A 24,780-nucleotide genomic window follows, 5' to 3' on the forward strand; every position below is an offset into this window, starting at 1 on the left:
TCCTGGCCATGGCAGACACCAAGCAGGCAGCGGCCGACCCCCAGCAGCCGGCGGCCGACCCCAAGCGGGCGGCGAAGCTGGCGAAGCAGATCACCGCGTTCGCCAGGAGCCACGGCGGCGACGCCGAGGGCCAGCTCGCGCACATCGCCCGCGGCACCACCCGGATCGCCCTCGTCGGCGCCAACGGCGAGTGGGGCAACCTCGTCGCCCGCGACTTCGAGACCGCGCGGGAGGCGGTCCGGCTCGCCGGCATCACCCTCCACGACGACTTCGACGGCGAGTTCGCCGCCAAGGTCCGCACCGGCCCGTACGAGTGGACACGCATGGCCGGCATCCAGATCGGCGGCCCCGCCAACCCGCCCGCCGATAACTGACGGCTCCCTCGCCCGTTAGACCCACCGGGAGCGGCGCCGCGCGCCGCGCGGTGGGGGACGGGCGAGGAGGCGGCATGGACGGCCTGACCGAGGGCATACCGCCCCTCGTCGACCAGCACAGCCACGGCGCCGTCCACGGTGACCTGGGCCTGGGGGAGTTCGAGACACGGCTCGCCGAAGCGGCCGGGGCCACCGGCCCCGCCCCGCCCGGCACCACCTTCTTCGACAGCCGCGCCGGCCTGGCCGTCCGCCGCTGGTGCCCGCCCCTGCTGGGCCTCGAACCGCACTGCGCGCCCGTGCGCTACCTCGCCCGCCGCCGTGAACTGGGCGCCTACCGCCGGCCGGCTGCTGCTGCGCGGCACCGGCATCGGCACCTTCCTGCTGGAGTCGGGGACGACCGGCGGCCTCACCTCGCCCGCCGAGCTCGCCCGCGTCGCGGACGGCCGGGCCCACGCGGTCGTCCGGCTCGAACCCCTCGCCGCGCGCCTCGCCGACACCGCCGACGGCCCGGACGCCTTCCTCGCCGACGCCGCCGAGGCGCTCTACACCGCCGCCGGCACCGCCACCGCCTTCGCCTCCGGCGTCGGGAGCTGCGCCGACACCCCGCCCCCGGCCGCCGACGTCCGCGAGGCCGCCGGGCACTGGCTGCGCACCCGCCGCCCGGGCGACGCGCTCACCGATCCGGTGCTCGGCCGCTATCTGCTGTGGTGCGCGGCCGCCACGGGCCTGCCCGTGCAGCTCCACTGCTCCGACCCCCGGCACCTGACGGGCTTCCTGCGCGCCACCGCGGGCCGCGGCATCGACCTGGTGCTGCTGCCGGACCCCTGGCACCGGCGGCAGGCGGCCCAGCTGGCCGCCGCCTTCCCGCACGTCTACGCCGACGCCGGCGTGGACCCGGAGGAGGCCCTCCGCGAGGCCCCCTTCGGCAAGCTGCTGTTCTCCACGGGCGCGCGGGGACTGCTGGAGCTCTACGTGGTCGCCGCCCGGCTGTTCCTGCGGGCCCTGGAGCGGCTCATGGGCGACTGGGTCGCCGACGGCTGGTGCCGGGCGACGGAGGCGGGGCGCATCGCCTCGCTCGTCGCCGCCGGCACCGCGCGCCGGGTCTACCGGCTGGACGCCGCCACGGGCTGACCGCTCGCCGAGACCTCCGGCGCGCCGGACGGACCCGGCAGTGCCACGGCCTCGCCGCGGTCGCGCAGCGACAGGAAGACCCGCAGCACCGCGATCCAGACCAGGCAGGAGCCGAACATGTGGGTGCCCACCACGATCTCGGGCGAGTCGTTGAAGTACTGCACGTAGCCGACGACGCCCTGGAGCATCAGCACGGCGAACAGCTCCACCACCCGCCGCCGCGGCGCGGCGGGCGCCTTGACGGCCCGCAGCACGAACCACAGGGCCACGGTGAGGCCGATGACGATGTAGACGAAGTCGACGTGCAGCTGGGTGACCTCGTGCCAGTCCAGCGGGATGCGGTGGACGTCCTTCTTCGCGTCGCCCGCGTGCCGGCCGGAGCCCGTGACGATCGTGCCGGCCACGATCAGCGCGGCGCTCGCGGCGAGGAGCACCCAGCTCAGCTGACGCACCGGGCGGGCCACCAGGTCGCGCGGCTCGTCGTCGCCCTCGCCCGCGCGGTGCCACATCACCACGGCCACCGTCAGCAGCGTGTTCGCCGCCAGGAAGTGGGCCGCCACGATGTACGGGTTGAGGCCCGTCAGCACGGTGATGCCGCCGATGATGCCGTTGCTCGCGACGATCCAGAACTGGGCCCAGCCCAGGCGGGTCAGCGGCCGGCGGCGCGGGGCACGCGCGCGTGCCGCGACGATCGCCACGCCGACCACCGCGCACAGCACGTAGGTCAGCATGCGGTTGGTGAACTCGATGATGCCGTTGATGCCCATCGCCGGGGTGGGCGTCAGGCTGTCCTCGGTGCACGTCGGCCACGTCGGGCAGCCGAGGCCGGACTGGGTCAGCCGGACCGCGCCGCCCGTCACGACGATGATCACGGCCATGACGACGCAGGCCAGCGTCGCTCGCCGGACGAAACGGTCGGTGGGCTGCCAGCGGTCGGCGACGAGCTGGAGGGGGTTCAGCGTTTTCGGCACGGAAGTCATCGTAAGGGTGGGCTTGTGCACGGATTCACGAGGGTCCGGTTCGCCCCGGCCGCGTTCTGCTCCCGGCGGACTACTCCCAGCGGAAGAAACGGCCCGCGGCGCCCAGGCCCAGCACGGCCCACGCGGCCAGCACGCCCAGATCGGCCCACGGCACGCCCGCGCCGTCCCGCAGGACGTCCCGCAGGCCGTCCGAGAGCGCGGCGATGGGCAGCAGGGACAGCACCTGCTGGGCGGCGTCCGGGAACTTCTCCAGCGGCACGATCACCCCGCCGCCGACCAGCAGCAGCAGGAAGACCAGGTTGGCGGCGGCCAGCGTCGCCTCCGCCCGGAGCGTGCCGGCCATCAGCAGGCCCAGCCCGGAGAACGCCGCGGTGCCCAGGAGCAGCAGCAGGAGCACGGACAGCGGATTCCCGTGCGGCGACCAGCCGAGCGCGAAGGCGATGGCCGTCAGCAGCGCGACCTGGAGGAGCTCGGTGACCAGCACCGAGCAGGTCTTGGCCGTCATCAGCCCCCACCGCGGCAGCGGCGAGGCGCCGAGCCGCTTGAGGACGCCGTAGCGCCGCTCGAACCCGGTGGCGATGGCCTGCCCGGTGAACGCCGTGGACAGCACGGCCAGCGCCAGCACGCCGGGCGCCAGGAAGTCGACGGCCTTCCCCTCACCCCCCGTCTTTCCGGCCGGCACAGTGACGATGTCGACGGTGCCGAAGAGGAGCAGCAGGAGGCTGGGGATGATCACGGTGAGCAGCAGCTGCTCGCCGTTGCGCAGCAGCATCCGGGTCTCCAGCGCGGCCTGCGCCCGGATCATCCGGCCGAGCGGCGCGGCACCGGGGCGGGGGGTGAAGGCGCCGGTGGCGGTCGTACCGGTCGCGGTCGAATCGGCGCTCATCCGCGCAGCTCCTTGCCGGTCAATTCGAGAAAGACGTCCTCGAGGGTGTGCCGCTCGACCGTTATCCGGTCCGGCATCACGCCGTGCTGGGCGCACCAGGCGGTCACCGTGGCGAGCAGCTGGGGGTCGACCCTGCCGTTGACGCGGTACGTGCCCGGGGTCGGCTCCACGGCGGCGGAGTCCGCCGGCAGGGCCTTGAGCAGCGAGGCGAGGTCCAGGCCGGGGCGGCCGCTGAAGCGCAGGGTGTTCTCGGCACCGCCGCGGCACAGCTTCTCGGGGCTGCCCTGGGCGATGACCCTGCCGCCGTCGATGATCGCGACGTCGTCGGCGAGCTGCTCGGCCTCGTCCATGTAGTGGGTGGTCAGCACGACCGTCACGCCGTCCGCGCGCAGCTCGCGCACCAGCGCCCAGGTGGCGTGGCGGGCCTGCGGGTCGAGGCCGGCGGTCGGCTCGTCGAGGAAGACCAGCTCGGGGCGGCCGACCACGGCCATGGCGAGCGAGAGGCGCTGCTGCTGGCCGCCGGAGAGCCTGCGGTAGGTCGTGCGGCCGCAGTCGCCGAGCCCGAGGCGTTCGATCAGCGCGCCGACGTCCAGCGGGTGGGCGTGGAGGGACGCGGTGTGGCGGAGCATCTCCTCCGCGCGGGCGCCCGCGTAGATCCCGCCGCTCTGCAGCATCACGCCGACGCGCGGACGCAGCGCGGCGGCGTCGGCGACGGGGTCGAGGCCGAGGACGCGGACGGTGCCGGCGTCGGGGCGGCGGTAGCCCTCGCAGGTCTCGATGGTGGTGGTCTTGCCGGCCCCGTTGGGGCCGAGGACGGCGGTGACGCCGCCGGTCGCGACGGTCAGATCGAGACCGTCGACCGCGGTTTTCGTCCCGTACCGCTTGACCAGGCCGTGGACCTCGACCGCGGGCTCTTCATGCATGCGGGAAGTGTACGGAGGCGCCGGGCGCGGCGGACCCGCCGGGGTGGGCGCTTAGGTGACCCTAAGTGACCAAAGCCACCGTTCCGTGATCCGTTCGGCGCTTGTCGGCTCTCGGGCAATTACGCAACAATGGTGTTGTGAAATACGCGGGCGAGGCTCCACAGGGCCCCGTGGCCGGGCCGGCCGACGGGTCCCGCGCAGGCGTGCCCGCGCCCGAGCGGCCCGAGCAGCGCGCCCACGACGAGCAGCGCGGCACCCGCAACCGCGTCGCCCGCTCCATCCTGGACCACGGCCCCTCCACGGCGGCCGAGCTGGCCGTCCGGCTGGAGCTGACCTCCGCGGCCGTCCGCCGCCACCTGGACACCCTGGTGGCCGAGGGCGTCGTGGAGCCCCGCGAGAAGCGCGTCTACGGCGCCCGTACGCGCGGCCGTCCCGCCAAGGTCTTCGCCCTGACCGACTGCGGCCGGGACGCCTTCGACCAGGCCTACGACAAGCTCGCCGAGGACGCCCTGCGCTGGATCGCCCAGGCCGCCGGCGGCGGCGAGATGGGCGAGGCCGCGGTCGCCGCCTTCGCCCGGGCCCGGATGGCCGCCCAGGCCGACGCCTATCGCGCCGCCCTGGCCGACGTGGCCCCCGAGGACCGCGCCGAGGTGCTCGCCAGGGCATTGACCGCGGACGGGTACGCTGCTACGGCGCGCAGCGCACCGGTCGGCGAACAGCTTTGCCAGCACCACTGCCCGGTCGCCCATGTCGCCGAGCAGTTCCCGCAGCTGTGCGAGGCGGAGACCGAGGTCTTCTCCCGCCTGCTCGGGACTCACGTGCAGCGTCTTGCCACCATCGCCCACGGCGACGGGGTGTGTACGACGTTCATCCCCAAGAGCAGCACCCCCAAGACCACCACCGCATCCACCAGCACGGCCGGGAGGAACCCCGCATGACTCTCCCCACGGAGACTGCCCACCCTGAGCTCGAGGGCCTGGGCACGTACGAATACGGCTGGGCCGACTCCGACGAGGCCGGTGCCGCGGCCAAGCGCGGCCTCTCCGAGGAGGTCGTCCGCGATATCTCGGCGAAGAAGTCCGAGCCCGAGTGGATGCTCAAGCTCCGTCTCAAGGGCCTGCGGCTCTTCGACAAGAAGCCCATGCCGACCTGGGGCTCCGACCTCTCCGGCATCGACTTCGACAACATCAAGTACTTCGTCCGGTCCACCGAGAAGGCCGCGGCCTCCTGGGAGGAGCTGCCGGAGGACATCAAGAACACCTACGACAAGCTGGGTATCCCGGAGGCGGAGAAGCAGCGCCTGGTCGCCGGTGTCGCCGCCCAGTACGAGTCCGAGGTCGTCTACCACCAGATCCGTGAGGACCTGGAGGAGCAGGGCGTCATCTTCCTGGACACCGACACCGCCCTGAAGGAGCACCCGGAGCTCTTCCAGGAGTACTTCGGCACGGTGATCCCGGTCGGCGACAACAAGTTCGCCTCGCTGAACTCCGCCGTGTGGTCCGGTGGCTCGTTCATCTACGTGCCGAAGGGTGTCCACGTCGACATCCCGCTGCAGGCCTACTTCCGTATCAACACGGAGAACATGGGTCAGTTCGAGCGGACGCTGATCATCGTCGACGAGGACGCCTACGTCCACTACGTCGAGGGCTGCACGGCTCCGATCTACTCCTCCGACTCGCTGCACAGCGCGGTCGTGGAGATCATCGTCAAGAAGGGCGGCCGCTGCCGCTACACGACGATCCAGAACTGGTCGAACAACGTCTACAACCTGGTCACCAAGCGGGCCGTGGCCTACGAGGGCGCGACCATGGAGTGGGTCGACGGCAACATCGGCTCCAAGGTGACGATGAAGTACCCGGCCGTCTACCTGATGGGCGAGCACGCCAAGGGCGAGACCCTGTCCATCGCCTTCTCCGGCGAGGGCCAGCACCAGGACGCCGGCGCCAAGATGGTCCACATGGCGCCGAACACCTCCTCCAACATCGTCTCCAAGTCGGTGGCGCGAGGCGGCGGCCGCACCTCCTACCGCGGTCTGATCGAGATCGGCGAGGGTGCCCACGGCTCCAAGTCGAACGTGCTCTGCGACGCCCTGCTGGTGGACACCATCTCCCGGTCGGACACCTACCCCTACGTCGACGTCCGTGAGGACGACGTCTCCATGGGCCACGAGGCGACCGTCTCCAAGGTCAGCGACGACCAGCTCTTCTACCTGATGAGCCGCGGTCTGTCCGAGGACGAGGCCATGGCCATGATCGTCCGCGGCTTCGTCGAGCCGATCGCCCGCGAGCTGCCCATGGAGTACGCCCTGGAGCTCAACCGGCTGATCGAGCTGCAGATGGAAGGCGCCGTCGGCTGACGACCCCGCCCCCGACCGCAGCGAACCCTTTGTGACAGGAAGAGAGCACGACGACAGCCATGGCTGACAACACTCCCGCCGGCAGCACGACCGACGGCGCCATCCAGGTGGGCGGGCCGAAGCAGCCCATCGACGCGCGGGTCAGCGCCCCCGCCTCGTACGACGTCGCGGACTTCCCCGTGCCGCACGGCCGCGAGGAGGAGTGGCGGTTCACGCCCCTGGAGCGCCTCCGCGGCCTGCACGACGGCACCGCCGTCGCGGACGGCGCCGGCGTCAAGGTCGAGGTGACCGCCCCCGAGGGCGTGACCGTGGAGACCGTCGGCCGCGACGACGCCCGCCTGGGCCGGGCCGGCAAGCCGGTCGACCGGGTCGCGGCGCAGGCGTACAGCTCCTTCGAGAAGGCCTCGGTCGTCTCGGTGCCCAAGGACACGGTGCTCACCGAGCCCGTCCGGATCTCCGTGCGCGGCGAGGGCGGGGTCGCCTTCGGTCACCAGGTCATCGAGGTCGGGGCCTTCGCCGAGGCCGTCGTCGTCCTCGACCACACCGGCGACGCCACGCTCGCCGCCAACGTCGAGTACCTCCTCGGCGACGGCGCCAAGCTCACCGTCGTCTCCGTCCAGGACTGGGACGCCACCGCGGTGCACGCCGCCCAGCACACGGCGCTGATCGGCCGCGACGCCTCCTTCAAGTCCGTGATCGTCACCTTCGGCGGCGACCTCGTCCGCCTCCACCCGCGGGTCGTCTACGGCGGTCCCGGCGGCGAGGCCGAGCTGTACGGCCTGTACTTCACCGACGAGGGCCAGCACCAGGAGCACCGCCTCCTCGTCGACCACGACACCCCGCACTGCCGCAGCAACGTCGCCTACAAGGGCGCTCTGCAGGGCAAGGACGCGCACGCGGTCTGGATCGGCGACGTGCTCATCCGCGCGGCGGCCGAGGGCACCGACACCTACGAGCTCAACCGCAACCTGGTGCTCACCGACGGCGCCCGCGTCGACTCGGTCCCCAACCTGGAGATCGAGACCGGTGAGATCGTCGGCGCCGGCCACGCCTCGGCGACCGGCCGCTTCGACGACGAGCAGCTCTTCTACCTGATGGCCCGCGGCATCCCGGCCGACGAGGCCCGCCGGCTGGTCGTCCGCGGCTTCTTCGCCGAGCTGGTCCAGCAGATCGGTCTTCCCGACCTGGAGGAGCGCCTCATCGCCAAGATCGAGGCCGAGCTGGAGGCGTCGGTCGCATGAGCGAGTTCGTCAAGGTGGCCGCCCTGAGCGAGCTGGAGGAGGACACCCCCAAGCGGGTCGAGATCGACGGCACGCCGGTCTCCCTGGTCCGCACCGAGGGCGAGGTGTTCGCGATCAACGACATCTGCTCGCACGCCAACGTCTCGCTGTCCGAGGGCGAGGTGGAGAACTGCCACATCGAGTGCTGGCTGCACGGCTCCAGCTTCGACCTGCGCACCGGTAAGCCCGACGGTCTCCCCGCCACGCGCCCCGTCCCCGTATACCCCGTCAAGATCGAAGGGGACGACGTGCTCGTCTCCGTCACCCAGGAGTCCTGAGTTCCCCATGGCAACGCTTGAGATCCACGACCTGCACGTCTCCGTCGAGGCCGAGAACGGCCCCCGGGAGATCCTGCGCGGCGTCGACCTGACCGTGAAGCAGGGCGAGACCCACGCCATCATGGGCCCGAACGGCTCCGGCAAGTCCACCCTGGCCTACTCCCTGGCCGGTCACCCCAAGTACACGGTCACCGGCGGTACGGTCACCCTCGACGGCGAGGACGTCCTGGCGATGTCCGTCGACGAGCGCGCCCGCGCCGGCGTCTTCCTCGCCATGCAGTACCCGGTCGAGGTCCCCGGTGTCTCGGTCTCCAACTTCCTGCGCACCTCCGCCACCGCCATCCGCGGCGAGGCCCCCAAGCTGCGTACCTGGGTGAAGGAGGTCAAGTCCGCCATGGAGCAGCTCCAGATGGACCCCGCCTTCGCCGAGCGCAACGTCAACGAGGGCTTCTCCGGCGGTGAGAAGAAGCGCCACGAGATCCTCCAGCTCGAGCTGCTCAAGCCGAAGATCGCGATCCTCGACGAGACCGACTCGGGCCTGGACGTCGACGCCCTGCGCATCGTCTCCGAGGGCGTCAACCGCGTCCGCGAGACCGGTGAGGTCGGCACCCTGCTGATCACCCACTACACCCGCATCCTGCGCTACATCAAGCCCGACTTCGTCCACGTCTTCGCCAATGGCCGCGTGGTCGAGTCCGGTGGCGCCGAGCTCGCGGACAAGCTGGAGAACGAGGGCTACGAGGCGTACGTGAAGGGTGGCGTAACCGCGTGACGATACTGCTGCCGGGCCTCCTCGACACCGAGGCGATCCGTAAGGACTTCCCCATCCTGGACCGTGTGGTCCATGACGGGAAGAAGCTCGTCTACCTGGACAACGCGGCCACCTCGCAGAAGCCGCGCCAGGTGCTCGACGTGCTCAACGAGCACTACGAGCAGCACAACGCCAACGTCCACCGCGGCGTGCACGTGCTCGCCGAGGAGGCCACGGCACTGTACGAGGGCGCGCGTGACAAGATCGCCGCCTTCATCAACGCGCCCAGCCGCGACGAGGTGATCTTCACCAAGAACGCCTCGGAGTCGCTGAACCTGGTCGCCAACATGCTCGGCTGGGCGGATGAGCCCTACCGCGTGGACCGCGACACCGAGATCGTCATCACGGAGATGGAGCACCACTCCAACATCGTCCCGTGGCAGCTGCTGGCGCAGCGCACCGGTGCGAAGCTGAAGTGGTTCGGGCTGACCGACGACGGCCGCCTCGACCTCTCCAACATCGACGAGATCATCACGGAGAAGACCAAGGTCGTCTCCTTCGTCCTCGTCTCCAACATCCTGGGCACCGTCAACCCGGTCGAGGCGATCGTCCGCCGCGCCCAGCAGGTCGGCGCGCTCGTCGTCATCGACGCCTCCCAGGCCGCCCCGCACATGCCGCTGGACGTCCAGGCGCTCCAGGCCGACTTCGTGGCCTTCACCGGCCACAAGATGTGCGGCCCGGACGGCATCGGCGTCCTGTGGGGCCGCCAGGAGCTCCTCGAGGACCTGCCGCCGTTCCTCGGCGGCGGCGAGATGATCGAGACCGTCTCGATGCACTCCTCGACCTACGCCCCCGCGCCGCACAAGTTCGAGGCCGGTACGCCCCCGATCGCCCAGGCCGTCGGCCTCGGCGCCGCGGTGGACTACCTCACCTCGATCGGCATGGAGAACATCGCCCGCCACGAGCACGCGATCACCGAGTACGCGATCCGCAGGCTCCAGGAGGTCCCGGACCTGCGCATCATCGGCCCCACCACGGCCGAGGACCGCGGCGCCGCCGTCTCCTTCACCCTGGGCGACATCCACCCCCACGACGTGGGCCAGGTCCTCGACGAGCAGGGCATCGCCGTGCGCGTCGGCCACCACTGCGCACGCCCCGTCTGCCTGCGGTACGGAATTCCCGCGACCACGCGGGCGTCGTTCTACCTGTACTCCACCCCCGGCGAGGTCGACGCCTTGATCGAGGGCCTGGAGCACGTACGGAACTTCTTCGGCTGACGGACGAGGCTGCCACTGTGAAGCTTGATTCGATGTACCAGGACGTCATCCTGGACCACTACAAGCACCCGCACGGGCGGGGCTTGCGGGACGGCGACGCCGAGGTGCACCACGTCAACCCGACCTGTGGCGACGAGATCACGCTGCGGGTGCGGCTGGCCGGCGAGACCGTCGAGGACGTCTCCTACGAGGGTCAGGGCTGCTCCATCAGCCAGGCCAGCGCCTCGGTGCTCAACGAGCTGCTGGTCGGCAAGGAGATCGACGAGGCCCGCCGGATCCAGGAGACCTTCCTGGAGCTGATGCAGTCCAAGGGCCGCATCGAGCCGGACGACGCGATGGAGGAGGTGCTGGAGGACGCGGTCGCGTTCGCCGGCGTCTCCAAGTACCCGGCACGCGTGAAGTGTGCTCTGCTGAGCTGGATGGCGTGGAAGGACGCGACCGCCCAGGCACTGGGCGAGGGCGCTGAAGGGAAGACCGTATGAGCGAGAACGCCGAGACCACCGAGCAGGCGGCCGGTGCCACCATCAAGCCGGCCACCGAGGAGGAGGTCCGCGAGGCCCTCTACGACGTCGTCGACCCCGAGCTGGGCATCGACGTCGTCAACCTGGGCCTGATCTACGGCATCCACATCGACGACGCCAACATCGCCACCCTCGACATGACCCTGACGTCCGCGGCCTGCCCGCTGACCGACGTCATCGAGGACCAGGCGAAGTCGGCCACCGACGGCATCGTCAACGAGCTCCGGATCAACTGGGTCTGGATGCCGCCGTGGGGCCCCGACAAGATCACCGACGAGGGCCGCGAGCAGCTCCGGGCGCTGGGCTTCAACGTCTGATACAGCTGCACCGTCGAGGCCCCCGGCGTCATGCCGGGGGCCTCGACTCGTCAGCGGCGTCGTTTGGTCACCGCGTCCGCGAGGATGCGGTAGACGTCGACGCGCTGGTCGCCGCGCAGGCCGCGCAGAGTGGCGAGGTGCCCCACGAGGAGGACGGCGGCGGTCAGCGCGAGGGGGACACAGGCCAGGACCAGGAGCTCGGGGCCGAAGGACATGGCGTTCCTTTCCATGGTGGAGCGGGACGGGAGCGATCGCGGGACCACACAACCGTGGAACGGCGTCCCGATGCCCGTCTTTCCACGTGCCGACGGCCGTTCGCGCAGGTCGGACCCCTCGGGCGGGAATTCCCGGCGGGACGCGGGATCAGCGCCGAAAGCCCCGGGCCGGATCGCGTTCCCTGTCCTCGTAGAACGTGTCGAACCAGTCGTCCGCCTGGAGGTTGACGATGCCGGCGATTTGGTTCACGCGATGGTCGGGGTCCGCGATCCCGTCGGACCACGGCTCGTAGAGGAACAGGACGTCGGTGTCCTCCAGAAATATGAACATGCAGAAGCCCCAGTCGTAGTCCTTGGGATCCTCCGGAAGCCCCTCCACGAGGGACGTGACCAGCTCAGGCTCTTCGGCGACCATGACGGAGGCGTATTCAAGCGCCAGATGCATGGCCATTTCCTCACCCGTGCAGTTGGGGAGGGGCCAATTGCCCGCCCGGATGTCGTCGGCGAGGTCGTCGAAGCAGCGGGCCATCCGACGCCGCCATTCAGTGTTCTGCCCCCATGTCAGTACCGGCATGGCGCTGAACACCTCGGCGTAGTTGTCCCGCAGGTCGACGCGGGCGTCGCCGATCTCCTCCAGGGCGTCGTAGGCCGAGTCGGCCAGCATGTCGAAGGCGGCTTCGAGGAGACGCAAGGTGCGCGGTGTGGGCTCCCGCTCCTCTTCCTCCTCGTCCCACTCCTCGTCCTCCTCGACGCCGTCCGGCCTAGTGGGCGTGGGCTCGGCGGCGGACACCTGAGGGGCGCGAGCGCGTACGATGCCGGGTTCGTTGTAATACGACTCCGACAACTCGTCACCGGCTTCGGCCGCTCTGCGGTACCACTCGTGCGCGCCGTCCCTGTCCCGGCGGCGGAAGTGGAGGTTGCCCATGAGCCGCAGGGCCAGGGTGTCGCCGGCATCGATCGCGAGCTGGAGCCATCGCGCGGCTTCGTCGCGATCCTCGCGCTCGCAGAGCACTCCGAGCGCACGCAGGCCCTCGATGTCCTGGGCGTCGGCCAGCGGGTGAAGAGCCCGGCGTCCGACGTCCATGCGGCTATTGGCATGGGCCGCGATGGCGATGTTGAAGCGCTGGTGCCGCTCGGTCCCCGACGTGAGGACGCTCTCCCAGATCCTTTCCGGGATCAGGTCGGGAGAAGGGCTCTTCTCCCGTAGGTGGGCGTCCAAGAGGTAATCGAAGGGACGTAGCCCGTCCTCCTCGGGGATCAGTAACCGGGTCACGGCGTCAGGGGGAGTTGTTGCCCAGGCCAATGCGGCGTCGAGTGGCTCGGGGCCGATCAGCTGCTTGTTACGACCGGGAAGGTAGTCCTCGTGGAGTTCCGTGATCAGGTCGAGGGGGAGGGGGTCGGTCAAGCCGGCCAACGTCAGGTCGATGGCCGCCCACACGAGGGCAGCGCCCCGCGGGTTTCCGTTGACGACCGAGGCGCCGCGGAGGCGTCGCCAGAGCTGTGGGCCCGTCGCGAGGGTCTCCGCGATGCCGAAGTCGTCCGATTGTTCGAGTGCCAGGCGTAGCCGGGGATCCCGGTTGCGTCGCAGTTGCTCCTGTGCCCGCTGGATCTCGGTGGGCGACCAGAGCCGGTTCACTTCGAATTCCTCCGCGACCCCCATGAGTTCGTCCGTGGGCATATTGCGACGGAAGCGCGTACGCATGGTGCCCAGAACGGTGGCCTTGGCAGCTCGCAACGCCCGGATGCCATGCAGATCAAGGCCTCCGGGGCCGAGGTGGCGTTCCATGTCGTTGAGCCAGAGAACGCAGCGTTCTCCCGAAGCGGTGAACCGCGCGACGGCTGTCACCGCCTCCGATACGTCGTTCGCGCTTCGCGGTACGACGAGCAGATGGTCCGGGAGGACAGCGGTCATCGCCTCGTAGGCGCACCGCGTCTTGCCCGCTGTCGAATCTCCGACGAGCAGAATCACGCCGCCGTGCTGTCCGGCACGGGACAGGGCACGGCGGACCGCGGGGTCCACGTCACGCGGTACGTAGTCGGGCACTGCATTGCCGTCGTCGGTCGTGCGGGCGCGGTGCACTCTCAGTTCGAGTGGATCGGCATCCCGCACACGGAGCGAGACTGTTGTCTCAGCGTATGCGGGTGCTGGCTCCGCGCGGGACCGTTCGTAGAGCCGTGACCACCGGTCGCGGTCGAACCGGCCTTTCGGGAGCGATGCCGTTCTCTCGAGGGCGGTCAGGAAGGAGTCCAGAGCGGCCCACGAGTCGGGCAGCCTCCTGCCATTGCGCCAAGCGCTGATGGCCGTCGTGCTCACGGTGCGGAGGTTCTTATCACGTCGGGTGAATGCGGCGATCTGCGCTTGAGTAGGCTTCCTGCCGCCTCCGTTTGCGATCTCGTCCATGACGGTCCGTATGGCCCGGGCCAGCTCTTCCCGAGCGCCAGCCGGGTGGGAGGAGTGGTTCATGGAGTGATCCTGCCTGACGGCGCGGCTCGGGCATGGCCGGAGCGTCGGTTTGTCCCAGGCGCCTGCCGGACCTCATGGAGAGGCGGGCTGTTGCTGTGTGGCGCAGTGGATGCCGCCGCCGCCCTCGGCGAGGGTGGGGATGTCCACGGGGCGGACCGCGCGGCCCGGGTGGAGGGCGGCCAGGAGGGCCGCCGCCTCCTCGTCGGCGCGGGGGTCGCCGAAGCGGGGGACGAGCACGGCGCCGTTGACGACGTAGTAGTTGACGTAGCTGCCCAGGAAGTCCGGGCCGCGGTCGCCGAGGCGGTCCGGGTCGGGTTCGGGGATCTCGACGATCTCCAGGGTGCGGCCCTCGGCGTCGGTGGCGGCCTCCAGGGCCGTACGGGCGCGTTCGTACACCCCGGTCCAGACGTCGCCGGGGGCCGCCGGGGCCGACGGCCTGCTGAGGACGACCATGGCGGGGCCGGCGAACCGGGCCAGGGCGTCGACGTGGCAGTCGGTGACGTCCTCGCCGCGCACGCCCTCGAGCCAGATCACCGTGCGCGCCCCGAGCAGGTCCTTCAGGGCCCGCTCGATGTCGTCGCGGGACCGGCCGGGGTTGCGGTTGTCGTTGACCAGCGAGCTCTCGGTGACCAGGAGCGTGCCCGCGCCGTCGGTGTCCAGGGAGCCGCCCTCGGCCACGATCGGGGCCTCGATCCGCTCCACGCCGAGCAGGTCCAGCAGGCGGGCGGCGAGCCGGGCGTCGTTCGGGTGGGCCTGCTTGCCGCCCCAGCCGTTGAAGCCGAAGTCGACGCCGGCCACCTCGCCGCCCGGGCCCGTGACGAACGTGGGGCCGGAGTCGCGCAGCCACAGGTCGTCCAGTGGCATCGGGACCACCTCGACCGCCCCGCCGCACGCCCGCCGCGCCGCCGCCGCGTCCGCGGGCGAGGCCGCCATCAGCACCGGCTCGTGTTCCGCGACCGTGCGCGCGACGGCGGCCACGTCCCGGCGCACGTCCTCGACGTACCTGCCCCAGACCGGTCCGGCGGGGGGCCAGCCCATCAGCGTCCGGACGTGCGGCAGTGACTCGGACGGCAGATGACGCATCGTCGGCATCCCTCGGGCTGGGCGGTGGGGGCGTGGTGCCCCCACCGTAACCGGGGCCCCGCGGACGGCCGGGTCACAGGCCGCCCGTGTACAGCAGGCGGTTGGGGGTGCCGGGCTTGAGGTCCGCCACCGCGTTCCGCGTCGACTGCTGGACCAGCCAGTCGGCCACCTGGGTGGCCGACGCCGAGGGGTTCCGGGATGTGTAGAGCGCCGCCACCCCGGTGGCGAACGGTGCTGCCTGCGACGTCCCGCTCTTCGTCGTCGTGCCGCCGCCCATCCGGGCCGAGACGATGTCCGCGCCGGGGGCGAGCAGCCGTACGCAGGGCCCGTAGCTGCTGAAGTCCGTCATCTGGTCCGACTGGTTCACCGCCCCGACCGCGAGGGCCGACATCGCGCCCGAGGGGGAGTGGTCGCAGGCGTTGTCGTTCTCGTTGCCCGCCGCCACCACGGGCAGGGCGCCCCGGGCGGCCACCCCGGCCGCCGCCCGGTCGACGGCCCGTGAGGCCGGGCCGACGATGGACGCGTTGACGACGGACGGGCCGGAGGCGACGCGGGCGACGTAGTCGAAGCCCGCGACGAAGCGGGCGACGGTGGTGCGGCCGTCGCAGTTGAGGACCCGCACGCTGACCAGTTTCACCGAGCGCGCCACGCCGTGCTCCGCGCCGCCGATCACCCCGGCCACATGGGTGCCGTGGCCGCTGCCGGTGCGGCAGTCGCTGCCGTCGCCGCCGACGGTGACGAGGTCGGTGCCGCTCCGCGCGCGGCCGCCGAACTCGGGGTGGGCGTAGTCGATCCCGGTGTCGATCACATAGGCGGTGACGCCCTCGCCGGTGGCCGCCACGTCGAACCGGTTGTCGAGCGGCGGGTTGTGCTGGTCGATGCGGTCGAGGCCGTACGAGTCGGTGACGACCCGGGAGGACGGGCGGGGCGCGGGCCCGGCGGCGGCCGCGGCGGGGGAGCCGGGCCCGTGGGCGGGGCCTGGGCGGCGACCAGGACCGGGACCGGGGGCCGCGGGCACGGGGGCCGGGCCGGGGCCCGCCGCGCCGGGCGCCCTGCCACCGCCCGCGGGCCCGTCGGCCTGGTTGAGGACCGTGTCCTGCTCGACCGCCTCGACGTCGGGGGCGCTGCGCACGGCCAGCAGCTGCTCGGGGGTGAGCGTGGCGGCGAAGCCGGTGAAGGCGTGGGTGTAGACGTAGTCCGGGTTCACGCCCAGCCGGCGGCTCAGGGCGCGCGGGGCGGCCCCCTTGCGCAGGGTGACGATGTAGTGGTCGGGCACCGGGACGCCCCAGGTGCCGCGGAGCGGGGCGAGGCGGGGGGTGCGCCCGGGACCGGGAGCGGGGTCGGGGTCGGCGGAGGCGGCGGGGCCGACGGCCAGCGGGAGGAGCGCGGTGATCAGTGCTGCGGGCAGGGCGAGCCGGGCCATTCTCATGCGGGTTCCGTTCTCATGCGCGTTCTCACACGGGGTCCGTTCCGGGCGGTCGTGGTGATCAACATCCCAGTCAATGGATATGTCGACTTATCGGGGACCGCGATCCGGACTGGGCCATCCGGCGCCGGTTCGCCTTGAGCGGCCCGGTCCGGTTAGGTTTTCGGGCATGACCGATGCTGTTGCCCCCGCTTCCCCCACCACCGGCGCCGTCGCCGCCGGCCTCGCCACGATCGCCGCCGACGGCACCGTGCTCGACACCTGGTTCCCGGCCCCCGAGCTGGCCGACGCGCCCGGCCCGGCCGGCACCGAGCGGCTGACCGACGAGCGCGCCGCCGAGCTGCTGGGCGAGGCCGCCCTCAAGGCCGTCGGCCCGGACCCGCGCCGCGGCGTCACGGTCGTGGCCGTCCGCACGGTCATCGGCTCGCTCCAGGACAAGCCGCTCGACGCGCACGACGCCTACCTCCGCCTCCACCTGCTCTCCCACCGCCTGGTGAAGCCGCATGGCCAGAACCTCGACGGCATCTTCGGCCTGCTCGCCAACGTCGCCTGGACCTCGCTGGGCCCCGTCGCCGTCGACCAGGTCGAGACCGCGCGCCTGAACGCCCGTGCCGAGGGCCTGCACCTGGCGGTCACCAGCATCGACAAGTTCCCGCGCATGACCGACTACGTCGCCCCCTCCGGCGTCCGCATCGCCGACGCCGACCGGGTCCGCCTGGGCGCCCACCTGGGCTCCGGCACCACCGTCATGCACGAGGGCTTCGTCAACTTCAACGCCGGCACCCTGGGCACCTCCATGGTCGAGGGCCGCATCAGCGCGGGCGTCGTCGTCGGCGACGGCAGCGACATCGGCGGCGGCGCCTCCACCATGGGCACCCTGTCGGGCGGCGGCAAGCAGATCATCTCCATCGGCGAGCGCTGCCTGCTCGGCGCCGAGTCCGGCATCGGCATCGCGCTCGGCGACGAGTGCGTCGTCGAGGCCGGCCTCTACGTCACCGCCGGCACCCGCGTCACCCTGCCGGACGGCCAGGTCGTCAAGGCCCTGGAGCTCTCCGGAGCCGACAACATCCTCTTCCGCCGCAACTCCACCACCGGCGCCGTCGAGGCCATGCCCCACAAGAGCAGCTGGGGCGGCCTCAACGAGATCCTGCACAGCCACAACTGAGCGGGAACCGCACGCCCGGAGCGGCCGTGCGGCGGGGAAGCCCGCCGCCCGGCCGCTCTGGCGATCTCGGGACAAACTGCGTCACCATGAGGGCCGTGCAGCGGAACCGACCCCAGCGGGAGGCGTCATGAGGCTCGGGAAACCACTGGCCGTCGGCATCGCCGAGGAGGAGCCGGTGAGCGGCGAGGCGGACGGGACGCGGGAGTGCGAGGAGGCACGGGAGCCGGTGGCGCGCCAGGAAGCCGCCGCCGAGGCCACGGCCGCCGCGCTGTGAGGCCGCGGCTGCCGCGGGAACGGCCCGCCACCCCGCCCACCGGCTACAAGATCGCGTATCCGGTGCTCTCCCAGGACGGCGGCCGGGCCGGATTCACCGGGGTCTCCCTCGGCGGCGGCAGCCCCTACGGGGTCCTGGCCGACGCGCGCTGCGTCTACGGGCGGCGGCACACCGCCCCCGCCCGCCGCTGCGACTGCGGCTTCCACTGCCTCCACTCTCTCGCCGAGACCCTCGGCCTCACCTGCGTCGGGGCGCACCGCCGCGCCGTGGTGCTGGAGGTGGCCGTGCTTGGCGCGTACATCCGCTACGAGCTCGGCATGCGCTACGCGCGCCAGCGGGTGCGCGGCGTGCGCGTCGGGCGGTGCGCCTGCGGCCGGACCGCCATGCGGTTCGTCGACGCGGGCTGGGGGCGGCCCGGATGGCGGGCGGTGGTCGCCGACTGCGGTGGCTGTGCCCCGGTCCACCGGGGCGTGACGTTCGCGGAGTTCGGCGAGCTGGCCGGCGGAGCGCTGACCATCACGGCGGAGGAGGGCGGGGCCCCGCGGGACACGTCGGCGGAGGCGGACGCCGCGGTCGTCACCGAATTGATGGCGGAGGCCGCGCTGTTGCAGGCCCGGCTGGACTGGTTCCAGGGCCGGCTGGCGAAGCTGACCGGCCAGGATCAGAGGGAGAGCGAGTTGTAGGCCGCGAGGAGGGCAGCGGTCCGCTCCGCGGCCGCCGGGCGCAGGGGCGCCCGTACCGGCCCGCCGGGCAGGCCGAGGGCACCCAGCAGCGCCTTGGCGGTGACCGTGCCCGGCAGGCCGGCGCCCATCATCAGGTCGGACAGCGGCAGCGCGCGCTGGTGGTGGGCGGTCGCGCCGGCGTGGTCGCCGCGGTCGAAGGCGTCGAGGACGGCGGCCAGCAGCGGGCCCGCGACGTTCGCGACCGTGCTGACGTAGCCGGTGCCGCCCACCGCGCGCAGCGGGAGGTTGAGCTCCTCCACGCCCGAGTAGTAGGCGAGGTCGGTCTCCGCGATGACGCGCGAGCTGCCCGCCAGGTCGTAGGCGCAGTCCTTGACCCCGGCGATGCGCGGGTGCGCGGCCAGCCGCAGCATGGTCTCCGGCTCGATCCGGGTGCCGGTGCGGCCGGGGATGTCGTAGAGCATGACCGGGACGCCGATCGCGTCGGCGACGGTCCGGAAGTGCTCGGCGACGTCCTCCTGCGGGGGCTTGCTGTAGTACGGGGTCACCACCAGCACGCCGTGCGCGCCGGCGCGTTCGGCCGCCCGGGCCAGTTCGACGGTGTGCCGGGTGTCGGAGCTGCCGACGCCGGCGGTGATCCGCGCGCGGTCGCCGACGGCCTCGGCCACGGCCCGGATCAGCGCGGTCTTCTCCGCGTCGCTCGTGGTGGGGGACTCGCCCGTGGTGCCGTTGAGAACGAGCCCGTCGCAGCCGCCCTCGCGGGTGAGCCGGTCGGCGAGGGCCTGGGCCCCGTCGAGGTCGAGCTCTCCTCCGGGGGTGAAGGGGGTGACCATCGCGCAGACGGTACGGCCGAAGGGACGGGTGGGCGACATGCGTTCACGCTCCAGGGTGGTGAGGCTGCACAAGGTGCCGTCACCGGATTCTGGGCCCCTTCGACCGTACAGGTCTATTTAAATGTTCTGCCCGACACCGCTAAGCATTGCTACGGCTTCCAGCGGAGCACCTGCGGGTCGTGGTCGCTGGCCTGGTCGGCGAACTCGGCGTTGACGTGCACGATGTCGTAGTCGACGCGGCCGACGTGGCGGCTGGTCAGGATGTGGTCCAGCACCTGGGAGTTGCCCTGGAAGACGTAGCCGTAGCGCTCCTTGCGCGGGAGCTCGCCGACCAGGTCGGTGAGGACGCCGCCCGAGGTGAGCGTCGTGAGCGCGGGCGAGAACTGGTAGTCGTTGAGGTCGCCGGCGACGATCACGTTCGCCTTGCGGTCGGCGGCCAGCAGCTGCTTGACGAAGGCGTTGACGGCCCGCGCCTGCTGGGTGCGCTGGGTCTCCGAGGTGCGGGCCGGGGGCTGGAAGCGGCCCTCGACGGCCTGGTCGCCGCCCTTGGAGTTGAAGTGGTTGGCGACGACGAAGACGTCCTGGCCGCGGAAGGAGAACTGGCCCGCCAGCGGCTTGCGGCTGTTCGCCCAGGCCGCGTTCGCCGGGTCGATCCGGCCGGGGGAGGCGGACAGGGTGGCCTTGCCGCCGTCACGGACGACCTTCACCGGCGTGGTGGAGTCGCCGCCCGGGACGTCCTTGAACGTCACGCGCGCGGGGTTGAAGAGGAAGGCGGTACGGATGTTGCCGCCCGGCTGGCCGCCGTCCTGGCCGTCGACCGGGTTGACCTGGCGCCACTGGTACGCCGGTCCGCCGGCCGCCGAGATCGCGTCGGTGAGCTTCTTGAGCGTCTGGTCGGCGTCCACCACACCGTTGTTGGCGGTGCCGTCGTTGTCCTGCACCTCTTCGAGGGCCACGACGTCGGGCGAGGCGAGGTTGGTCACCAGCGCGGCGGCCAGCCGGTCGAACTTCGCCTGCGGCGTCTTCGGGGAGAGGTTCTCCACGTTGTACGTGGCGACCGCCAGCTCGTCGTTCCGCTGCTTGCGCGTGGTCTCGCGGGCGAGCTTGTTGTCCTTGAGCGCGCCCAGCTCGGTGGCCTGGATCGTGTAGCCGCCGAAGTTGTCGTAGTCCAGCGGGCCGGTGGTGGCGCCGGTGAGCTCGTCACCGACGTTGGCCACGGGGAAGGGGTGCTGGGCGTAGGGGAGCAGCGACGCGACCTTCACCCGGCCGGCGTTGGGGTCGGCGTACGCGCCGTAGAGCGTGCCGCCGCGGCCGGTGCGGTTGTGGCGCGGCTCGGCGGTCACCCACAGGTCCTTGTAGGGGCTCGTCGCGCCGACGACCGGGGCGTCGCGGACCTCGACCCGCATGCCCTCCAGGGACTCGTAGCGGTCGAGGGCGTAGCGGCCGGGCCGCAGCGGGAGCTTCTCGATGGAGCCGCCGCGGGCGTCGGGGGCGTACCGGTCGGGGATGAGCGACGGGCGCAGCCGGACGGGCGCGGGCAGGGCGTTGCCGGAGGACCGTACGGTCACGGTGGCCTTGCCGATCTGGGTGACGGACTGGAGGCCGGCCGGCTCGCCGCCGGGGTAGTACTCGCTCACCGTGCCCGAGACGAGCACGGCGTCGCCGACGTGCACCGGGGGCGGGGTCTTGCCGGTGAAGACGAAGACCGCCTCGCTGGTCGCGTCGTCGTGGTCCGGGTCGGTGTCCTGGAACCAGAAGCCGCGCGCCGAGCCGAAGTCGCGCACAGCCGTGACGACGCCCGGAACGTCGCTCACCTGCGCGCCGTTGTACGGGGATATCCGGGTGGTGCCCTGGATGTCGTGGATGCGGACGGCGGGGCCGCCGTCGGCGCTCGCGTGGGCGGGGGCGAGCAGGCCGGCCGCGAGCGCGCCGGCGACGAGGGTGCCGACGGTCGCGGCGCGGCGGCGCGGGCGCGGGGAACGGCGGTTGGGCAGCACGGAATCCTCCGGAAGGGGAGTGATGAGGGGGGTGGATCGAAAGACCGCGGTCTCGTGATCTTGAGTGGTGCTGGGTGATTACACGGTGTGCACGGGCGATATGCAATCTACGCGCGTCAATTTCTGGTCTGAGCAGGGTCGTTGTCAAGGGTTCCGGGGTAAGCGGTGGCCGTCGTTCCGATGACGGGTCCATGAACCGGGCGGCTCGGGACGAAACACGTCTAGGCTGGGACCCCGCGCGCCGGCGACCGCGCGCGGCGCCCCACGACGATCCGTGCGGCCGGCCCGGCCGTCACGACGAGGAGATGACTCCCCTGATGTCCGCAGACCGCCCGACCATGCCGCCGGTGCGGCTCCCCTCCGACGCGGAGCTCGCCCGCGAAGCCCTCGGCGCCCCGCTGTTCGCGCGCGCCGCGCGGCTCGCCCGCTGGGCCGGCGAGGGCACCCCGGTCGGCGCGGGCGGCGAACTGCTCGCCGGTCAGCTCACCACCGCCACCGCCCTGCTGGGGCTCGCGGACGACGAGGACGGCACCACGTACGCGGCCGAGGCCTGGCAGCTCGCCCTCGACACCGGGATGGTGGAGTTCACCGAGGAGGAGGAGCCGGCGGAGGGGGAGCCGGCGGCGGAGGGGGCGGAGCCCGGCGACGACGAGACGGCCGGCGTCGCCCGGGCCGGCGAGGAGCTCGCCACGCTCACCTCCGGCAGCCCCCAGGACGTCCTCGACCTGTGGCTCACCGGCCTGGAGACCGTGCTCGCCGACGCCGCCGCGCCCGACCTCGGCGACCTCGTCGACCAGCTCTCCGAGACCGGGGACATCGACCTCGACGCGATCGACTGGAACCCCGAGGAGGAGGCCGACTTCCTCGACGGCATCCTCGGCAACCTCTACCTCCTCACCGCCCTCGACGAGGGCGAGGCCGGCCGCACCGTGCCGCTGCCCGCGCTCGCCGCCTCCCTCATCGTCCCCGACGACATGGACGAGCCCACGGACGACGTCCTGGAGGAGGTCTCCGAGGCGATGATGCGCCTCGACGACCAGTTCCGGCTGCTGGAGCCCACCGGCCTGGTGCGCTACCGGCCCGTCGACGAGTCCCTCATCGAGGAGATCGACGGCGAGGGCCACATCCGCGAGTCCGTCGACGGCGTGACCTCCGACCTCCCCGAGGACGAGGACGTCGCCCGCTACGGCATGGTCGCCCTCACCCCGCTCGGCCTCTACGGCGTGCGCGCCCGCATGCTCGACGCCGGCGTCGAGGCCCCGGTCGTCGGCGACCTCGCCGAGGCCGGCGCGAGCGACCTCCTCATGGCCCTGCCGCACTACCCCGAGGCGCTGGTCCGCACCGAGACCGACCTCTGGCTCGCCCGCCGCACCCCGCTGGACGCGGCCCGCGAGCTCCTCGCCGCCGCGCACGGCGCCGACGAGGAGGCGCCCCGCCGCCGCCTCGTCTGCCAGCAGACGCTGGCCCTCCTGGGCCCCGAGGCGGAGCCCGCCCTGCGCGAGGTCCTCGACGACCCGCAGCTCGGCGGCCTCGCCCGGGTCTGGCTCGCCGAGCGCGGCGCCGCCGACATCCCCGAGCCGGGCGAGGCCATGGTCTTCTGGCTCACCATCGACACGATCGCCGCCCAGCTGGCGGCGCGCGGCGACGACGCCGTGGCCGGCTCGGAGGAGCTCCGGGGCCTGGTCGTCGGCCTGGTCGGCGGGCACAGCGGCTTCTTCGACGCCGCGTGGCGGGTGGACCACCCCGCCACGGCGGAGGTCCTGGAGGCGATGGGGCGCCTCCACCCGGACAAGAAGGTGGCGAAGGACGCCCGGAAGGCGGCGTTCAAGGCCCGCTCCCGCCGCTGATCCCCGCCGCGGGGGCGGCGTGGCGAAGGGGTCCCGGGGCCCCGCCGGGGCGCACGGCCGGCACGTGCCGGCCGCCGGGCGCTCGTCGCACCCCCGTAGAAGTGTGTTCATCGTCTGTTCCACGGGCACGGGAAGCCTGGCGGCGGAGTCCCGGGTGGTCCGGGCCGTGTCGCCCTTGGAGATGACGATGAGCACCGGCTTCAGTCGAAGAGAGTTCGCCGCGCGGTCCGCCCTCGCCGGGGCCGGGGTGGCCCTGACCGGCAGCGTCGGAGCGCTGGCGAGCGCCCCCGGGGCGCTGGCCGCCGGACCGGAGGCCGCCGCGGGCCCCGGCCGGCCCGGGTACGGGCCGCTGCGGCCCGACCCGGCGGGCCTCCTCGCGCTGCCCGCCGGCTTCTCCTACCGCGTCGTGACGCGCGCCGGCGTCACCCGCCTGGAGTCGGGCCGGCCCACGCCCTCCCACCACGACGGCACCGCCGCGTTCGAGGGGACGCGCGGCAGGACGCTGCTGGTCAACAATCACGAGCTCAAGGGCCCGCGCGCCGGCTGGAAGTACCCGGTGCCGCTCGAGGAGGGGCTCGTCTACGATCCCGCGGCCGCCGGCGGCTGTACGGTCGTCGAGGTCGCCCGGCACGGCGAGCACGTGGCCGAGTGGGTCGGCGTCGCGGGCACCTCCACCAACTGCGCGGGCGGCAGCACCCCCTGGGGCACCTGGCTGACCTGCGAGGAGACCGAGGACAAGGCCGGTCAGAACGGTATGACCAAGGACCACGGCTACGTCTTCGAGGTCGACCCGCACGACCGGCGGGCGAACCGCGCCCCCCGGCCCGTCAAGGCGCTGGGCCGGTACGCCCACGAGGCCGTCGTCACCGACCCCCGCCGCGGCCACCTCTACCTCACCGAGGACGCCGCCGGGCCCAACGGGCTCCTCTATCGCTGGACCCCGCCGGCCGGATTCCGGCACGGCCGGGGCCGGCTCCGCACACTCGCGGACGACGCGGGCGTACTGCAGGCCTTCAAGTGCTTCGACTCCGGCGGCCGGTTCGTGGACGACCTGTCCCGGGCCGTACGCGTGGGCACGGTCTACGGGGTGGACTGGGTGACCGTGCCCGACCGCGACGCGCGGACCGTCTCCGTCCGCCGGCAGTTCGGGGCCGGCGCGGTCACCCGGGCGCGCAAGCTCGAAGGCATGTGGTGGGGCGACGGTGGCGCCTATGTGGTGTCCTCCTACGCGCGCGAGGAGAGCCCCGTCCAGCACGACGGCCAGGTGTGGTTCTACGACCCGCGCCGCCGGACCCTGACGCTGAAGGTGCTGCTCGGCGTCAACAAGGACCCGGGACGCGACGGCGCCTTCGACGGCCCGGACAACATCACCGTCTCCCCCTACGGCGGCCTGGTCATAGCCGAGGACGGCGAGGGCGTCCAGCACCTGTTCGGGGCCCTCGACGACGGGCGCACGTATCCGATCGCGCGGAACGAGCTCAACCTGGGCACCCCGGCGAAGCCGGAGTACAGCGAGTTCACGGGGGTGACCTTCTCGCCCGACGGACGGACGCTGTTCGCCAACATCCAGGACCCCGGGATCATGCTCGCGATCACCGGCCCGTGGCGCCGCCAGGGCCACCGCGCGGCCTGAGCCGCCCGCGGGGCGGGGGGGGAGGGGGGGGGGGGGGGGGGGGGGGGGGGAGGGGGGGGGGGGGGGGGGGGGGGGGGGGGGGGGGGGAG

The 24,780-nt window shown here is 72.4% G+C and carries 23 protein-coding genes and 1 pseudogene; 15 read left to right on the forward strand and 9 right to left on the reverse strand.

What is annotated here, in order from left to right; genetic code table 11:
• Window positions 1–8: 8 nt before the first annotated feature.
• Window positions 9–374 carry a hypothetical protein gene (locus tag AC07BS_RS32700; RefSeq protein ID WP_478648521.1) on the forward strand — a complete coding sequence of 122 codons (366 nt, stop codon included), beginning with the start codon at window positions 9–11 and terminating at the stop codon, window positions 372–374.
• Between the two features lie 74 nt (window positions 375–448).
• Window positions 449–1,505, forward strand: a pseudogene (locus AC07BS_RS32705) (amidohydrolase).
• Here AC07BS_RS32705 and AC07BS_RS32710 read toward each other — a convergent pair.
• The 3 genes from AC07BS_RS32710 to AC07BS_RS32720 form a co-directional block, all read right to left on the reverse strand.
• Window positions 1,478–2,476 carry a COX15/CtaA family protein gene (locus tag AC07BS_RS32710; protein ID WP_478935300.1) on the reverse strand — a complete coding sequence of 333 codons (999 nt, stop codon included), beginning with the start codon at window positions 2,474–2,476 and terminating at the stop codon, window positions 1,478–1,480. The pseudogene AC07BS_RS32705 and the gene AC07BS_RS32710 overlap by 28 nt on opposite strands.
• Window positions 2,477–2,555: 79 nt before the next feature.
• Window positions 2,556–3,371: an ABC transporter permease gene (locus AC07BS_RS32715; RefSeq protein WP_478648528.1), complete on the reverse strand. Its 816-nt coding sequence runs from the start codon at window positions 3,369–3,371 to the stop codon at window positions 2,556–2,558.
• The gene (locus AC07BS_RS32720; RefSeq protein ID WP_478648531.1) at window positions 3,368–4,294 is read right to left on the reverse strand and encodes an ABC transporter ATP-binding protein; all 927 of its coding nucleotides are present in this window, start codon (window positions 4,292–4,294) and stop codon (window positions 3,368–3,370) included. Before AC07BS_RS32720 ends, AC07BS_RS32715 begins: the two co-directional genes overlap by 4 nt.
• A 137-nt stretch (window positions 4,295–4,431) precedes the next feature.
• On the opposite strand from AC07BS_RS32720, the gene AC07BS_RS32725 reads away from it, so the two are divergent.
• From AC07BS_RS32725 to AC07BS_RS32760, 8 genes are read left to right on the forward strand one after another with little or no spacing between them, the layout of a single operon-like run.
• Window positions 4,432–5,232 (forward strand): helix-turn-helix transcriptional regulator, encoded by an 801-nt coding sequence (locus AC07BS_RS32725; protein WP_478648534.1) that lies wholly within the window; start codon window positions 4,432–4,434, stop codon window positions 5,230–5,232.
• Complete coding sequence (gene sufB / locus AC07BS_RS32730) at window positions 5,229–6,650, forward strand: Fe-S cluster assembly protein SufB (RefSeq protein WP_478648536.1); 1,422 nt, start codon at window positions 5,229–5,231, stop codon at window positions 6,648–6,650. The genes AC07BS_RS32725 and sufB overlap by 4 nt, the downstream gene beginning before the upstream one ends.
• A 59-nt stretch (window positions 6,651–6,709) precedes the next feature.
• On the forward strand, window positions 6,710–7,891 hold the full coding sequence (gene sufD / locus AC07BS_RS32735) for a Fe-S cluster assembly protein SufD (protein ID WP_478648539.1): 1,182 nt from the start codon (window positions 6,710–6,712) through the stop codon (window positions 7,889–7,891).
• A complete protein-coding gene (locus AC07BS_RS32740; protein WP_478648541.1) occupies window positions 7,888–8,208 on the forward strand; it encodes a non-heme iron oxygenase ferredoxin subunit in 321 nt (106 codons plus the stop codon). The genes sufD and AC07BS_RS32740 overlap by 4 nt, the downstream gene beginning before the upstream one ends.
• Before the next feature lie 7 nt (window positions 8,209–8,215).
• A complete protein-coding gene (sufC, locus tag AC07BS_RS32745; RefSeq protein ID WP_478648544.1) occupies window positions 8,216–8,980 on the forward strand; it encodes a Fe-S cluster assembly ATPase SufC in 765 nt (254 codons plus the stop codon).
• Between the two features lie 2 nt (window positions 8,981–8,982).
• On the forward strand, window positions 8,983–10,236 hold the full coding sequence (locus AC07BS_RS32750; RefSeq protein WP_478648755.1) for a cysteine desulfurase: 1,254 nt from the start codon (window positions 8,983–8,985) through the stop codon (window positions 10,234–10,236).
• Window positions 10,237–10,253: 17 nt separating this feature from the next.
• Complete coding sequence (gene sufU / locus AC07BS_RS32755; protein ID WP_478648546.1) at window positions 10,254–10,718, forward strand: Fe-S cluster assembly sulfur transfer protein SufU; 465 nt, start codon at window positions 10,254–10,256, stop codon at window positions 10,716–10,718.
• Window positions 10,715–11,074: a metal-sulfur cluster assembly factor gene (locus AC07BS_RS32760; RefSeq protein WP_478648549.1), complete on the forward strand. Its 360-nt coding sequence runs from the start codon at window positions 10,715–10,717 to the stop codon at window positions 11,072–11,074. Before sufU ends, AC07BS_RS32760 begins: the two co-directional genes overlap by 4 nt.
• Window positions 11,075–11,124: 50 nt before the next feature.
• Here AC07BS_RS32760 and AC07BS_RS32765 read toward each other — a convergent pair whose 3' ends face one another.
• From AC07BS_RS32765 to AC07BS_RS32780, 4 genes are all read right to left on the reverse strand, one after another.
• Window positions 11,125–11,289 carry a hypothetical protein gene (locus AC07BS_RS32765; protein WP_190065520.1) on the reverse strand — a complete coding sequence of 55 codons (165 nt, stop codon included), beginning with the start codon at window positions 11,287–11,289 and terminating at the stop codon, window positions 11,125–11,127.
• A 148-nt stretch (window positions 11,290–11,437) separates the two neighbouring features.
• Window positions 11,438–13,753 (reverse strand): hypothetical protein, encoded by a 2,316-nt coding sequence (locus AC07BS_RS32770; protein WP_478935301.1) that lies wholly within the window; start codon window positions 13,751–13,753, stop codon window positions 11,438–11,440.
• A gap of 72 nt (window positions 13,754–13,825) precedes the next feature.
• Window positions 13,826–14,836 (reverse strand): agmatine deiminase family protein, encoded by a 1,011-nt coding sequence (locus AC07BS_RS32775; RefSeq protein ID WP_478935302.1) that lies wholly within the window; start codon window positions 14,834–14,836, stop codon window positions 13,826–13,828.
• 73 nt (window positions 14,837–14,909) lie between these two features.
• Window positions 14,910–16,265, reverse strand: coding sequence for a S8 family peptidase (locus AC07BS_RS32780; RefSeq protein WP_478935303.1), 1,356 nt, complete (start codon window positions 16,263–16,265; stop codon window positions 14,910–14,912).
• A 166-nt stretch (window positions 16,266–16,431) separates the two neighbouring features.
• Here AC07BS_RS32780 and dapD point away from each other — a divergent pair, with 166 nt between their 5' ends.
• The 3 genes from dapD (at window position 16,432) to AC07BS_RS32795 (ending at window position 18,384) form a co-directional block, all read left to right on the forward strand.
• Entirely contained in the window at window positions 16,432–17,427 is a 996-nt protein-coding gene (gene dapD, locus AC07BS_RS32785; protein ID WP_478648556.1) for a 2,3,4,5-tetrahydropyridine-2,6-dicarboxylate N-succinyltransferase, read from the forward strand.
• 127 nt (window positions 17,428–17,554) lie between these two features.
• A complete protein-coding gene (locus AC07BS_RS32790; RefSeq protein WP_478648558.1) occupies window positions 17,555–17,701 on the forward strand; it encodes a hypothetical protein in 147 nt (48 codons plus the stop codon).
• Window positions 17,698–18,384, forward strand: coding sequence for a hypothetical protein (locus AC07BS_RS32795; protein WP_478935304.1), 687 nt, complete (start codon window positions 17,698–17,700; stop codon window positions 18,382–18,384). Before AC07BS_RS32790 ends, AC07BS_RS32795 begins: the two co-directional genes overlap by 4 nt.
• On the opposite strand, the gene dapA is transcribed toward AC07BS_RS32795, so the two are convergent.
• Together dapA and AC07BS_RS32805 are read right to left on the reverse strand one after the other, a co-directional pair.
• Window positions 18,363–19,253 carry a 4-hydroxy-tetrahydrodipicolinate synthase gene (dapA, locus tag AC07BS_RS32800; RefSeq protein WP_478935305.1) on the reverse strand — a complete coding sequence of 297 codons (891 nt, stop codon included), beginning with the start codon at window positions 19,251–19,253 and terminating at the stop codon, window positions 18,363–18,365. The genes AC07BS_RS32795 and dapA overlap by 22 nt on opposite strands.
• Before the next feature lie 110 nt (window positions 19,254–19,363).
• Entirely contained in the window at window positions 19,364–21,208 is a 1,845-nt protein-coding gene (locus AC07BS_RS32805) for an endonuclease/exonuclease/phosphatase family protein (RefSeq protein WP_478648758.1), read from the reverse strand.
• Between the two features lie 320 nt (window positions 21,209–21,528).
• On the opposite strand from AC07BS_RS32805, the gene AC07BS_RS32810 reads away from it, so the two are divergent.
• Window positions 21,529–23,058, forward strand: coding sequence for a hypothetical protein (locus AC07BS_RS32810; RefSeq protein WP_478935306.1), 1,530 nt, complete (start codon window positions 21,529–21,531; stop codon window positions 23,056–23,058).
• Window positions 23,059–23,245: 187 nt separating this feature from the next.
• Window positions 23,246–24,691, forward strand: a complete 1,446-nt coding sequence (locus AC07BS_RS32815; RefSeq protein ID WP_478935307.1) for an alkaline phosphatase PhoX — start codon at window positions 23,246–23,248, stop codon at window positions 24,689–24,691.
• Window positions 24,692–24,780 lie beyond the last annotated feature (89 nt).

This window comes from Streptomyces sp. NPDC044063 (assembly GCF_056434285.1).

Bases quoted from the DNA above. Each gene is read 5' to 3' on its own strand.
- AC07BS_RS32700 (WP_478648521.1), top strand. From the start codon at position 9: ATGGCAGACACCAAGCAGGCAGCGGCCGACCCCCAGCAGCCGGCGGCC.
- AC07BS_RS32715 (WP_478648528.1), bottom strand. From the start codon at position 3,371: ATGAGCGCCGATTCGACCGCGACCGGTACGACCGCCACCGGCGCCTTC.
- AC07BS_RS32720 (WP_478648531.1), bottom strand. From the start codon at position 4,294: ATGCATGAAGAGCCCGCGGTCGAGGTCCACGGCCTGGTCAAGCGGTAC.
- sufB (WP_478648536.1), top strand. From the start codon at position 5,229: ATGACTCTCCCCACGGAGACTGCCCACCCTGAGCTCGAGGGCCTGGGC.
- sufD (WP_478648539.1), top strand. From the start codon at position 6,710: ATGGCTGACAACACTCCCGCCGGCAGCACGACCGACGGCGCCATCCAG.
- AC07BS_RS32740 (WP_478648541.1), top strand. From the start codon at position 7,888: ATGAGCGAGTTCGTCAAGGTGGCCGCCCTGAGCGAGCTGGAGGAGGAC.
- sufC (WP_478648544.1), top strand. From the start codon at position 8,216: ATGGCAACGCTTGAGATCCACGACCTGCACGTCTCCGTCGAGGCCGAG.
- AC07BS_RS32760 (WP_478648549.1), top strand. From the start codon at position 10,715: ATGAGCGAGAACGCCGAGACCACCGAGCAGGCGGCCGGTGCCACCATC.
- AC07BS_RS32765 (WP_190065520.1), bottom strand. From the start codon at position 11,289: ATGTCCTTCGGCCCCGAGCTCCTGGTCCTGGCCTGTGTCCCCCTCGCG.
- AC07BS_RS32770 (WP_478935301.1), bottom strand. From the start codon at position 13,753: ATGAACCACTCCTCCCACCCGGCTGGCGCTCGGGAAGAGCTGGCCCGG.
- AC07BS_RS32775 (WP_478935302.1), bottom strand. From the start codon at position 14,836: ATGCGTCATCTGCCGTCCGAGTCACTGCCGCACGTCCGGACGCTGATG.
- AC07BS_RS32780 (WP_478935303.1), bottom strand. From the start codon at position 16,265: ATGAGAATGGCCCGGCTCGCCCTGCCCGCAGCACTGATCACCGCGCTC.
- dapD (WP_478648556.1), top strand. From the start codon at position 16,432: ATGACCGATGCTGTTGCCCCCGCTTCCCCCACCACCGGCGCCGTCGCC.
- AC07BS_RS32790 (WP_478648558.1), top strand. From the start codon at position 17,555: ATGAGGCTCGGGAAACCACTGGCCGTCGGCATCGCCGAGGAGGAGCCG.
- dapA (WP_478935305.1), bottom strand. From the start codon at position 19,253: ATGTCGCCCACCCGTCCCTTCGGCCGTACCGTCTGCGCGATGGTCACC.
- AC07BS_RS32810 (WP_478935306.1), top strand. From the start codon at position 21,529: ATGTCCGCAGACCGCCCGACCATGCCGCCGGTGCGGCTCCCCTCCGAC.
- AC07BS_RS32815 (WP_478935307.1), top strand. From the start codon at position 23,246: ATGAGCACCGGCTTCAGTCGAAGAGAGTTCGCCGCGCGGTCCGCCCTC.